This window comes from Rhodopseudomonas rhenobacensis, assembly GCF_014203125.1.
In the GTDB taxonomy this organism is placed as follows: domain Bacteria; phylum Pseudomonadota; class Alphaproteobacteria; order Rhizobiales; family Xanthobacteraceae; genus Rhodopseudomonas_A; species Rhodopseudomonas_A rhenobacensis.
This window is the reverse complement of the sequence record NZ_JACHIH010000002.1, coordinates 1-12,316: the sequence shown is the minus strand read 5'-3', so window position 1 is coordinate 12,316 and position 12,316 is coordinate 1. Positions and strand designations below refer to the sequence as shown.

The window sequence follows — 12,316 nt, the reverse complement described above, 5'->3', positions numbered from 1 at the left end:
TCATTCCGGGGCGCGAGGCCGAAAGGCCGAGCGAACCCGGAATCTTGCGGCAGCCAGAGCGTGGAGCGAGATTCCGGGTTCGCTCGCAGCTATCGCTGCGCGCGCCCCGGAATGACTCAAATCAATTCCACAAATCTCTAATCGACCTTCGCCGGCCGCCGCGAGAACGCCGATTCCGGCGCATCGCTGACGGCGCGGGCGGCCATCACGGTGCCGGCCAAGGCGGCGATCTTCTTCTGCGGATCGGAGCCCGGCTGCACCACGCCCGCCGACATGATCAGCGTCGCCGCGGCCTCGGCGGTCATGTCGACTTCGATCACCTTGCTCTTCGGCACGTAGAAGAAGAACCCGGTGGTCGGGTTCGGCGCGCAAGGCAGGAACACCGACATGTGCTCGTCGCGACCCGGCAGCTTGGTGGCGATCTCCTCGCCAGGCGGCTGCGAGATCAGCACCAAGGACCACATCCCCGGCGCCGGAAATTCCACCAGGCCGACCTTGCGGAAGCTGGAGCCGGTGGCCGAGAACAGCGTCTCGAACACCTGCTTCAGCCCGCGATAGATCGCCCGCACCACCGGCATCCGGCCGAGCAGCCGCTCGCCGAGATCGACCAGGGTGCGGCCGATCAGATTGGCGGTGAGGAAGCCGAGCAGCGTCAGCGCCACGAACGCCACCACCAGCCCGGAGCCCGGCACGCCGAACGGCAGGTAGTGCTGCAGGTAGGTTTCCGGGCGATAGTCGGCCGGCACGAACGGCCGCACGAAGGCGTCGACCCAGGTCACGAACGACCAGGTCAGATAGAACGTGATGGCGATCGGGCCGGCCACGATCAGCCCGGTGAGGAAATAGTTGCGGATCCGCGCCATGAAGCCGCGGGGCGGGTCGTGCGGGAGCTCGAGGGGGCCTTCGGTGGGGGATTGATCGTTACGGGTCATCATGGATCCAGGTCATTTGGAAGAACATCGTGGCTGGACCACGAATCGTCAACGCCGTCCGAGCCGACGGCGCTGCCGCGCATTCTAGCAGACCATCGTGCAGACTATTGCATGTCGAATGCCAACCGAGAGCCTTCCCGGGGATAATATTATCGATCGCAAACGCGCGATAACCTTTTGTAATCAGAAGATTATTGCCACGGATCGAAATTTGGCGAAGATCCGCCGCGGGCGGCCTGCGACGGTTTGCCTATTCGACGGTCACCGACTTGGCGAGATTCCGCGGCTGATCGACGTCGGTGCCCATCACCACGGCGGTGTGGTAGGCCAGAAGCTGCACCGGGATGGCGTAGATCATCGGCGTGAACGCCGCCGCCATGTCGGGCAGGATGATGGTGACCGTCGACTCGATGGTCGCCTCGGCGGCGCCCTTGGCGTCGGTCATCAGGATGATGTTGCCGCCGCGCGCCGCCACCTCCTGCATGTTCGACACCGTCTTCTCGAACACCCGGTCGAACGGCGCGATCACCACCACCGGCATGTTCTCGTCGATCAGCGCGATCGGGCCGTGCTTGAGTTCGCCCGCCGCATAGCCTTCGGCGTGGATGTAGGAGATTTCCTTCAACTTCAGCGCGCCTTCCAGCGCCAGCGGATAGCTGGTGCCGCGGCCGAGATAGAGCACGTCCTGGCGCTTGGCGATGTCGCGCGCCAGCTTCTCGATCTGCGGTTCAGTGCCGAGCGCCGCCGCCATCAGCCGCGGAACTTCCACGAGGCCATGGACCAGCCGGCCCTCGTCCTCGGCGGACAATTCGCCGCGCGCCTTGCCGGCCGCAACCGCCAGCGCCGCCAGCACCATCAGCTGGCAGGTGAACGCCTTGGTCGAGGCGACGCCGATCTCCGGGCCGGCCAGCGTCGGCAGCACCACTTCGCTTTCGCGGGCGATGGTCGAGGTCGGCACGTTGACCACCGACAGCGTATGCAGGCCTTGCGACTTGGCGTAGCGCAGCGCCGCCAGCGTGTCGGCGGTTTCGCCGGACTGCGAGATGAAGATCGCCAGATCGCCCTTGCGCAGCGGCGCCTCGCGGTAGCGGAACTCGGAGGCGACGTCGACTTCGACCGGCACCCGGGCGAAGCGTTCGAACCAGTATTTGGCGATGAAGCCGGCGTAGCTCGCGGTGCCGCAGGCGGTGATCGAGACGCGCTGGATATCCTTGAAATCGAACGGCAGCGTCACCGGCATGGCGACCTGCTCGGTCGCCATGTCGACGTAGCGCGCCAGCGTGTGGCCGACCACTTCGGGCTGCTCGTGAATTTCCTTGGCCATGAAGTGCCGATAGTTGGCCTTGTCGACCACCAGCGATGAGGCGCCGGATTTCAACGTGTCGCGGACGGTGACGACGCCCAACTCGTCGCGCACCACTGCGCTGTTGCGGGTCAGCACCACCCAGTCGCCGTCTTCCAGATAGCTGATGGTGTCGGTGAACGGCGCCAGCGCGATCGCGTCCGAGCCGAGATACATCTCGCCGTCGCCATAGCCGATCGCCAGCGGCGAGCCCTTGCGGGCGCCGATCAAGAGATCGTCGTGGCCGGTGAAAATGAACGCCAGCGCGAAGGCGCCGCGCAGTTGCGGCAAAGCCTGCCGGACGGCGTCTTCCGGCGACGCGCCGATCGCGAGATAAGAGTCGACCAGATGCGCCACCACCTCGGTGTCGGTCTCGCTGCTGAACACCGCGCCCTGCTTCTCCAGCTGCTGGCGAAGCTCGCGGAAATTCTCGATGATGCCGTTGTGGACCACGGCGACGCGCGCGGTGGCGTGCGGATGGGCGTTGCTTTCGGTCGGTTTGCCGTGGGTCGCCCAGCGGGTATGGCCGATGCCGATGTGGCCTTGCAGCGGCGAGGTCTTCAGCAGCTTTTCCAGGTTGCGCAGTTTGCCTTCGGCGCGGCGTCGCGCCAGATGCGTCCCCTCCAGCGTGGCGACGCCGGCGGAATCATAGCCGCGATACTCAAGACGCTTCAGCGAATCGACCAGTTGATCCGCTACCGGACCATTTCCCAGAATGCCGACAATGCCGCACATGCGGATCAATCACTCCACGGTTGATAAACCAGAATGGGTCTTACGAGCTTCGGCGAATGCGAAGCTAATCAATAATCATTGCGGAGTAAGACAACGTTAATTTTAACGGTAAACCCTGCCGACCCGTTGGCGAACTACTTGGCGTCCTTGTCGGCGCCGGCGGGCTTGGCCTTGCCGCGCGACTTCACCTCGCGAAACCGCTTCGCCCAGCCCTGCTTGATCGCCTGCTGGCCGCGCGCAACCGCCAAGGCATCGTCAGGCACGTCGCGGCTGATCACCGATCCGGAGCCGATATAGGCGCCCGCTCCGATCGTCACCGGCGCCACCAGCGAGGAGTTCGAGCCGACGAACGCGCCGGCGCCGATCTCGGTCTTGTACTTGCCGAAGCCGTCGTAATTGCAGGTGATGGTGCCGGCGCCGATATTGGCGCCCTCGCCGATATGGGCGTCGCCGATATAGGTGAGGTGATTGACCTTGGCGCCGGCGTCGATGATCGCAGCCTTGGTCTCGACGAAATTGCCGATCTTGGCGCCGTCGCCGAGCGAGGTGCCGGGCCGCAGCCGCGCAAAGGGGCCGACCGAAGCCTTCTTGCCGATCGTCGCCTGCTCGATATGCGAAAACGAATGGATCACCGCGCCATCGGCGATGCTGACGCCGGGCCCGATCACCACGAAGGGCTCGATGGTCACGTCCTTGCCGAACTGAGTGTCGGCGGCGAGAAACACCGTTTCCGGCGCGATCATCGTCACGCCGGCGTCGAGCGCCGCGCGCCGCAGCTTGGCCTGCATCACCGCTTCGGCCTCGGCGAGCTGCGCCTTGGTGTTGATGCCGCGAACTTCGTCCTCACTGGTCTCGATCACGGTGGCCTCCAGTCCCAGGTCGCGCACGATCGCGACCGCATCGGTCAGATAATATTCGCCCTTGCTGTTGGCCTTGCCGATCTTGTCCAGGATGCCGAGCGCGGCTCGGCCGTCGAACGCCATCACTCCGGCGTTGCACAGGCCGATGGCGCGCTCGGCGGCGCTGGCGTCGGCCTGTTCGCGGATCGCGACCAGCCGATCGCCTTCGACCAGCAGGCGGCCGTAGCCGGTCGGATCGGCGGGCCGAAACCCGAGCACCGCCAGCGTCGCGCCGTCGCGCAACGGCTGCCGCAGCCGCGCGAAGGTGTCGGCCGAGATCAGCGGGGTGTCGCCGAACGCGATCAGCAGATCGTCGGCGCCGGCGGCGATCGCGTCGCGCGCGGCCAGCACGGCATGCGCGGTGCCGAGCCGCTCGCCTTGCACGAAGGCCGCCGCATCGGGCCGCACCCGCTTGGCCTCGGCGGCCACCGCACCGTGATCCGGGCCGACCACCACGGCGAGTGACGCGCCGTCGCCGTGCGGCGCGGCCTTCAGCACATGGGCGAGCAAGGTTTCACCGGCCACCGGGTGCAGCACCTTGGGGGTCGAGGAGCGCATCCGCGTTCCCTCGCCCGCGGCAAGGACGATAGTCAGGCTGGTTCGACGCGACATGCTTTTCGGATTCCCGTGGCGGTCTGCGGTGCTGCGGCGTTCATATGGGTTTTTCGCCGCGCTGCAAACTCCGACCGGATCCACGGAGTCGTACGAGCGACAATCGTGCGCAGTTTCCCTGATAATGTCGAAGGTGTGATTCGCCTTGCTGCGAGGGGGCAGCAGACGTCGTATGGCAAAAAATCGCGATGAGCTGGCGGCAAGCCTGAACACCGAATCGGAAGGCAGCCTGATGGGCTTGCTCGCCGAGGAGGAGGATTTGGACCGCCGCGCGCTGTGGCGCTTGGGCTCCTGGGCGGTCGGGTCGATCGGCGCCCTGGTGCTCGCCATTCTGGCCAGCCAGTCCTCGATCCAGGTCCGGCAGGAACAGGCCGCCGCCGCCGATCTGGCGCGGCAGTCGCAGCAGATCCAGCGCATCGCCAAGGAGGCTCAGACCGAGACCAATCGGCTGGCGTCGGCGATCGACACCCTGAACGGCGACCGCGACCGGCTGTATTCGCGCATCACCATGCTCGAACAGAACGTGGAAACCGTGACCGGCTCGATCAAGCGCCAGGCCGCCAGCCCCCCGGCTTCGCCCGCCGCAGCCGCCACCGAGCCGCGCCCGGCGCAACATGCCGCCGCCGCCACGCCTGCTCCCCCGCCGAAGGCGCCGCCGCCGCCCGCGACGGTGGTTGCAGACGCCGGCGAGCCGCCGCCCGCGCCGCGCGAGCCGGCGCCGCTGCGGCCCGCCCAGGCCGCCTCGCTGATCCCGCTGGCCGCTTCGGCACCGCCCACCGCCAACCCGCCCGCTCCCCCCACCACTGCCGCCGCGACCGCCGCGCCGAGCCCAGCGGTGGTCGCGCCCCCCGCGGCGGTCGATGCCGCGCCGCGCCGGCCGCTCACCGAGTTGCAGGCGGTGACGCCGAAACCGCCGGCGCCGCTGGTGGCCGCGAAGTCGATGTTGGGACCGCCGGAGCCCTCCGCGGCCAAACTCACCGAGCCATCGCCGTCTGCAGCCGCATCGCCCGCGCCCTCGCCGCCCGCGACGTCGTCGCCGGCATCGCCGCCCGCGGTGATCGCCGCGGTCGATCCTGAACCGACCGAACCCGAGGCGCAGCCGGTGGCGGCGCCGCGCACCGCGTTCGGCGTCGATCTCGGTGGCGCGAACTCGGTCGAGGGGCTGCGGATCCTGTGGCAGCGGCTGCTGAAGTCCAACGCCTCGCTGACGGCGCTGCGGCCGCTGCTGGTGGTGAAGGAGCGGACGTCCGGCGCCGGCATGCAGTTGCGGCTGGTCGCGGGACCGATCAGCGATGCCTCCACCGCCGCCAAGCTGTGCGCCGGGATGGCTGCGGCCGAGCGCTATTGCGAGACCGCGGTCTACGACGGACAGCGATTGTCCGCCGGGACGACTGGTGGCGCCGCACCAGCGGCCGCGCCACGGCCGAGCCGCAAGCGCACCAGCGCGCGGCTGCCGGTCGCCGAACCGGAGCAGGTTGCGGCAAACCCGCCACCGCCGCCGCCGCCGCCCGCCGCCGCGTCACCATCCCCGCTGATGACGCTGCTCGGCGTCCGCTGACGCCCCGCATCGACGGATGCCCGCAGCGACGGATGCCCCGACGACTTGCTAGGGCCGCATCGGGTTGTCCTGGCGCGCGAACCGCCGCATAATCGCCGGATGAAAAAACAACCCTTCCGACTGACCCCGTATCAGGTGCAATGGCTGCTGATCGTCGGCTTTCTCACCGTCGGCTATGCGCTGTATCTTCGCTATCTGGCGATCGAGCTGTCCACCGTGGCGCTCGCCTGCGACGCCGGCTTGCCCACCATGCTGTGCAAGACCCGGATCCTGATGACCTATCTGTTCCGCAATTCGGTGTTCGGGATCGCCGCCTTGGTGATCGCGGTGCTGCACGTGATCCGGCCCTCGATCGTGCTGCTCACGGCGGGACTGGTCGCCGCCGGCTTCGGCATCGTGCTGTACAATATCGGGCTGTCGGGCCTGGCGATCGGCCTGCTTATTTTGGGGTTTGCTCGCCCCGCGCCTGCCACAGCGTAAGACCGAGCAGAACGTAGCCGGCGCAGGTCCACAACGACTGCCAGTTGTTGGGACCTTCGTTGAAGCCGGTGTACAGCGCGGTCACCACCAACACCCCGGCGAACACCGCCTCCGCAATCGGGCGCGTGCCGGTCTTCGGCCGGTTCAACAGCATCAAGGCGAAGAACGGCACCACCGCCATGGTCAGCGCGGCGAACGGGAAATCGCGGTAGCGCGGATCGAACAGGAAGCCGAGCGCGGTCATCGCGGCGATCAGCGTGGTGATCAACAGCGTCAGCCCGAGCCCACGCGCGAGCCAGGACGTGGTGCGGCCCTCGCGCGGCCCGAGCAGCTCAAGGAAGGTCGGCAGCGCCCGACCCGAGATCAGCGCACTGGCCGACAGAACAGGCGCCAGCGTCGCGGCGGCCAGCAGCCCGCCCCACGCCATCCAGCCGCCGATGCCGAGGCTCTCATAAATCATCTTGTCGGCCGCCACGCCGAACAGCACACCCGCCGACGTCGCCGAGGCGGTGATTCCGAGCCAGGACAATAGCCGCGGCGACCACGGCCGGCGCCGCATCGTCAGCATCGCCGCGCCGAACACCAGCGCGCTCAAGCCCAGCCCGCAGCCGAGATAGATCTTCCACAACGGATAATTATTGACGCTCTGGCCGGCGGGATATTTCAGCGCCCGCTCGTCGGCACCGATCAGACCCCAATAGCCGCCGACGGTGCCTTCGAGCTGCCGCTTCCAGGGCTGGTCGTAGGCCTCGATCAGGTTGACGCGGAATTTCTCCTTCTTGGCCAGATCGAGAATTTCCGCCACCACGCGCGCCTGGTTGGTGCGCGACGGCAAGGCGCCTTCGCGCATCCGCCCGGCGCTCGGCCAGCCGGTCTCGCCGATCAGGATTTCCTTGCCGGGGAACGCGACCCCCATCCGCTTGCGGATCGAATCGACATGGGCTGCGGCGTATTTGGCGCGGACCGGCATGTCCTCCCAATACGGAAGAATATGGATGGTGACGAAATCGACCGCCTCATAGACCTCGCGGTTGCGCAGCCAATATTCCCAGACGTCCGCATAGGTCACCGGAACCTGGACCTGCGGCTTGACCAGCCGGATCATGGCGGCGAGATCGGCCGCGGTCATCTCGCCGCGCAGCAGCACCTCGTTGCCGACCACCACGCCGCTGATCACGCCGGGATATTCCTTGGTCAGCCCGACTACGGTGGCGATCTCGGCCAGGTTCTTGTAGCGGTTGCTGCCGAGCCAGATCCCCTGAAGCACTTTCAGGCCGACCTTCTCCGCCAGCGCCGGCACCTGGTCGAGGCCGTTCTGCACCGAATAGGTCCGTACGCATTTCGAGATCGTCGCCAGCTGCGCGAGGTCCTGCGCGATCTGCTCCGGCGCGATCTTCGTCGAGGCGATCAGCGGCGTCTGGCTGCCGCGGAACGGCGCATATGAAACGCATTCCAATTTGTCGGACGGGTCGATCGGCGCGCGCACCAAGGCGACCGGCGTGGCCAGCCACCACCACGCCGCGACAATGAGACCCAACGAGACCAGGAGAAGCGCCAGCGGCGTGCGAAGTGAAATCGGTTCCATCCTCCACGAGGACCCGTCGATTAGCCGGTCATCGGCGATCTGCCAAGACCGGATTGCTGCAAATCGAAACTTCGCACCGGCACCGCGTTGTTCACCCGGCAGTCATCCGCGAAGATCTATTGCGGCTTTGCTGGACAAATTCCAAAATGTCCGTCATGGAATTTCTCAGGGCCTGCGCCGTATTCGGGACTAAATTGACGACCACAGACTGCGACGTCTGACCGGTCGGGCCAGAGCAAAAAATCGGGGATTTTATGCGTGGACTGCTGATCGAGCTTCAGAACGCCGTGCTGCGTTGCCTTGCCGTGAGTGGAGTGGCCCTGCTGATCGGGGTCGGAGGAGCGATCGCCCAGAGCGGCGACCTGCGCGCCCAGGACCAATCCGGCAACAAACCCGCCGCCCCCGCCAATAACGCCGCCCCCCCTGCCCCCGCCGATGCCCTGAAGGACAGCCAGCGCAAGACCGACGAGTTCGTCGAAGCCGCGCAGGCGATCAACGGCCCGGCCGGCAATCCGGAATGCGTCTGGCTCGGCCGCCGCGTCGTCGGCCTGATGTGGCGCGACGATCTCGACACCGCGTTCCGCCACCTCGATCTGTACGATCGGTTCGGCTGCCCCGGCGGCCACGTGCAGGCGACCTTCCGCTGCCTGGTGCGATTCGGCGCGATCGACCCGAAGGCGCCGGACAGCCTGACCGGCCGGGTTCACGCCTGCTGGATCAATCCCAACGCGCAGCCGCAGCCGGCAGCGTCCGCCGCCAGCACGCCGGCTCCGGCCGCGGCTCCCGCGCCGACCCCGGCGCCGCCTGCGGCGAAATGAGCTAACGCCGGAACGATGCGAGATTCCGGCGGTTGAAAACGCCGCCGCCCTCAAATCGCCACGGCGCCATAACAGTTGTTTGTTGACGTGGCAGAGCTATGCTTGGTTTGCCGCAGCCTTGGTCGGACCTCGGGGACGGGTCCGTTTCCCTGCCATGTTGGCCCCGTATGGTTTTGTCGCGATGCGCGCCGTCGTCGCCGTTCTGGTCTTTGTCACCGCCGCTCATGCTGCTATCTGGGGAATCTTCAGGGAACAGCAGCAGGCGCCGGATTTCCGAGGCATCCTTCCCAGCGTCTCCTACGCACCGTTTGACGGCACCGGGCATCCGGACGTCGACAACATCCCCAATGCCGAGCGCATCCGCTCCGACCTGAAGACGCTGGCGCCGATCAGCCGCGCGATCCGCTTGTACTCCTCGACCGGCGGCGTCGAGCTGGTGCCGCCGATCGCCGGCGAAGTCGGCCTCAAGGTCACCGTCGGCGCCTGGATCGACAAGAACGTCGACCGCAACGAGCGCGAGATGCTGTCGGCGATCGACCTCGTCAAGCACAACAGCAACGTCAACGGCATCGTGGTCGGCAACGAAACCATCTACCGCGGCGAGCAGAAGGTCGAAGACCTCATCAAGCTGATCCAGCGCGTCAAGGGCCAGGTCAACGTCCCGGTGACCACCGGCGAGATCTGGAACATCTGGCTCGAGCATCCCGAGCTCGCCTCCTCGGTCGACTTCATCGCCGCGCACATCCTGCCCTATTGGGAAGGTTTTTCCGACACCAAGGCGGTCGACCAGGCGCTGATCATCTATCAGAAGCTGCGCGACGCGTTTCCCGGCAAGCGCATCGTGATCGCCGAATTCGGCTGGCCCTCCGCCGGCTACAATCTCAAGGACGCGGTGCCCGGCCCGTTCGAGCAGGCGGTGACGCTGCGCAATTTCGTCAACCGCGCCGAAGCCGTCGGCATGGAATACAACATCGTCGAGGCGATCGATCAGCCCTGGAAGTTCTTCGAAGGCGGCGTCGGTCCGTATTGGGGCATCCTCAACGCGGCGCGCGAACCGAAATTCGCCTGGAGCGGCCCGGTGGTCGATCCGGCCTATTGGAAACTCGCCGGCATCGCGCTGTTGGTCGGCATCCTTTTGTCGACGCCGATCCTGCGGCTGGCGCAGCCCAGCGCGATGCAGTCGTTCCTGCTGTCGGCGGCCGCCCACGGTGTCGGCGCCTGGGTCGCCACCGTGTTCGCCTATTGGACCGGGCATTATTTCGTGTTCGGCTCGGCGCTGGCGCTGACGCTCGGCCTGATCCTGCTGGTGCCGCTGGTTCTGATCGCGATGGCGCGGATCGAGGAAATCGCCGCGGTCGCGTTCGGCCGCGCGCCGATCCGGCTGTTGAAAAAGCCGGCCGCGACGCTCGCGCCGCCGCCGACCGTGGCGTCGCCGCCGCTCGCGCTGGCTGCAGCCGCGCCCTCCGCCGACATGGTGCAGGCCGAGGCGGGCGAAGCCGGCGCCGCGGCTGGCGCCGCGGCCGACGCGCCCAAGATGCCGAAGGTGTCGATCCATATCCCGGCCTATTTCGAGCCGCCGGATATGCTGAAGCAGACGCTGGATGCCGTCGCGCGGCTGGATTACCCGAATTTCGAATGCGTGGTGATCATCAACAACACGCCGGATCCGGAATTCACCCAGCCGATCCAGGACCACTGCCGCGAACTCGGCGAGCGCTTCAAATTCATCAATGCCGAAAAGGTCGAGGGCTTCAAGGCCGGCGCGCTGCGCATCGCCATGGAGCGCACCGCGGTCGACGCCGAGATCATCGGCATCATCGACGCCGACTACATGGTCGAGCCGGACTGGCTGAAGGACCTGGTGCCGGCGTTCGACGACCCGCGGGTCGGGCTGGTGCAGGCGCCGCAGGACCACCGCGACGGCGACCGCACGCTGATGCACTACATCATGAACGGCGAATATGCCGGGTTCTTCGACATCGGCATGGTGCAGCGCAACGAGCTCAACGCCATCATCGTGCACGGCACGATGTGCCTGATCCGCCGCGCCGCGATGGAGATGGTCGGCGGCTGGGCCGGCGACACCATCTGCGAGGATAGCGACCTCGGCCTCGAGATCATCGAGCACGGCTGGCTGACCCATTACACCAACCGCCGCTACGGCTATGGCCTATTGCCGGACACCTACGAGGCGTTCAAGAAGCAGCGGCATCGCTGGGCCTATGGCGGCTTCCAGATCATCAAGAAGCATTGGCGGCGCTTCCTGCCGGGCGCCAGCCGGCTGACGCCGGATCAAAGGCGGGAATTCGCGCTGGGCTGGCTGAACTGGCTCGGCGCCGAAAGCCTCGGCGTGGTGGTGGCGATCCTCAATCTGATCTGGGTGCCGATCGTCGTATTCGCCGACATCGCGATCCCCGACAAGATCCTGACGCTGCCGATCATCGCCTCCTTCGTGGTGACGCTGGCGCACTTCCTGGTGCTGTACCGGCTGCGGGTGAACATCACCGTGCCGCGGATGCTGGGCGCGATGATCGCGGCGATGTCGGTGCAATGGACGGTGTCGCGCGCGGTGGCGCAGGGCCTGATCACCGAGCACCTCGCCTTCGCCCGCACCTCGAAGGGCGGCTTCTCGCTGATGTCGGTCGAGTTCCAGGCGTTCTGGGAAGCGGTGATCGGCGTGCTGCTGCTGGTCGGCGCCGCCGTGCTGGTGGCCTCCAACGCCTACAAGGAAGTCCACGAGATCTACATCTTCGCCGCCGTGCTGGTGCTGCAGAGCCTGCCGTTCCTGGCCGCGGTGGCGATCGCCATCCTGGAGAACTCGCGGATCAATTCCTTCGCGTTCTGGACCAACACCGGCGTGCGCACCGCCGAATTGATCGGGCTGCGGCCGGTGGCGTTGCCCAAGACCGTGCCGGCGGCGATGCCGGCGCCGCAGCCGGTGGCCTCGGAAATCCACCGCGATACCGTGTAATCGCCTCCTGGGCGGTTCACGGACCGGGCGAAGCCCGCCGGATAAGACCATGGGACGCCAAGCCGTTTCGGCGTCCACAACGTTGCTGTCGCGATCCGGCACGGGCTTGACCCGCCCCGTCCCGCCCCCTACACAGCACGCCACGTGAGCGCGTAGCTCAGACGGTAGAGCACGTGACTTTTAATCATGGGGTCGAGGGTTCGAGTCCCTCCGCGCTCACCATGAAATCAAGATAAATAGTCGTCCGTGAAGAAGGCCAATCAAGCGACCTGACGGCTCGTTGATGGCAGCGGTTTGGTTCGCATGATGGCGGCCAACCAGGCGCGCAAAAGGCTGAGCCAGAGGACCAGGAGCCTGAAGTTGTAGCCGGCGGCGGCGAGCACG

8 protein-coding genes and 1 tRNA gene are annotated in these 12,316 nt (G+C 66.7%); 5 read left to right on the top strand and 4 right to left on the bottom strand.

Features of this window, described 5'->3' with window-relative positions; all coding sequences use genetic code 11:
* Positions 1-137: 137 nt before the first annotated feature.
* From HNR60_RS01925 to glmU, 3 genes are all read right to left on the bottom strand, one after another.
* The gene (locus HNR60_RS01925; RefSeq protein ID WP_184253720.1) at positions 138-935 is read right to left on the bottom strand and encodes a DUF502 domain-containing protein; all 798 of its coding nucleotides are present in this window, start codon (positions 933-935) and stop codon (positions 138-140) included.
* 247 nt (positions 936-1,182) lie between these two features.
* On the bottom strand, positions 1,183-3,009 hold the full coding sequence (glmS, locus tag HNR60_RS01920) for a glutamine--fructose-6-phosphate transaminase (isomerizing) (protein ID WP_184253718.1): 1,827 nt from the start codon (positions 3,007-3,009) through the stop codon (positions 1,183-1,185).
* Between the two features lie 134 nt (positions 3,010-3,143).
* Positions 3,144-4,520 carry a bifunctional UDP-N-acetylglucosamine diphosphorylase/glucosamine-1-phosphate N-acetyltransferase GlmU gene (gene glmU / locus HNR60_RS01915; RefSeq protein WP_184253716.1) on the bottom strand — a complete coding sequence of 459 codons (1,377 nt, stop codon included), beginning with the start codon at positions 4,518-4,520 and terminating at the stop codon, positions 3,144-3,146.
* A gap of 172 nt (positions 4,521-4,692) precedes the next feature.
* On the opposite strand from glmU, the gene HNR60_RS24290 reads away from it, so the two are divergent.
* Both HNR60_RS24290 and HNR60_RS01905 read left to right on the top strand, forming a co-directional pair.
* Positions 4,693-6,078 carry a hypothetical protein gene (locus tag HNR60_RS24290; RefSeq protein ID WP_184253714.1) on the top strand — a complete coding sequence of 462 codons (1,386 nt, stop codon included), beginning with the start codon at positions 4,693-4,695 and terminating at the stop codon, positions 6,076-6,078.
* 99 nt (positions 6,079-6,177) lie between these two features.
* Entirely contained in the window at positions 6,178-6,558 is a 381-nt protein-coding gene (locus HNR60_RS01905; RefSeq protein ID WP_011473049.1) for a hypothetical protein, read from the top strand.
* On the opposite strand, the gene HNR60_RS01900 is transcribed toward HNR60_RS01905, so the two are convergent.
* Positions 6,518-8,143, bottom strand: a complete 1,626-nt coding sequence (locus tag HNR60_RS01900; RefSeq protein WP_184253712.1) for a glycoside hydrolase family 17 protein — start codon at positions 8,141-8,143, stop codon at positions 6,518-6,520. The two genes, HNR60_RS01905 and HNR60_RS01900, sit on opposite strands and share 41 nt — an antisense overlap.
* Before the next feature lie 254 nt (positions 8,144-8,397).
* Here HNR60_RS01900 and HNR60_RS01895 point away from each other — a divergent pair, with 254 nt between their 5' ends.
* The 3 genes from HNR60_RS01895 (at position 8,398) to HNR60_RS01885 (ending at position 12,154) form a co-directional block, all read left to right on the top strand.
* Positions 8,398-8,961 carry a beta-1-3, beta-1-6-glucan biosynthesis protein gene (locus HNR60_RS01895; RefSeq protein WP_184253710.1) on the top strand — a complete coding sequence of 188 codons (564 nt, stop codon included), beginning with the start codon at positions 8,398-8,400 and terminating at the stop codon, positions 8,959-8,961.
* A gap of 181 nt (positions 8,962-9,142) precedes the next feature.
* Positions 9,143-11,932 carry a glycosyltransferase gene (locus HNR60_RS01890; RefSeq protein ID WP_184253708.1) on the top strand — a complete coding sequence of 930 codons (2,790 nt, stop codon included), beginning with the start codon at positions 9,143-9,145 and terminating at the stop codon, positions 11,930-11,932.
* A 146-nt stretch (positions 11,933-12,078) separates the two neighbouring features.
* Positions 12,079-12,154: transfer RNA gene (locus HNR60_RS01885), tRNA-Lys, on the top strand.
* The last annotated feature ends 162 nt before the right edge of the window (positions 12,155-12,316 follow it).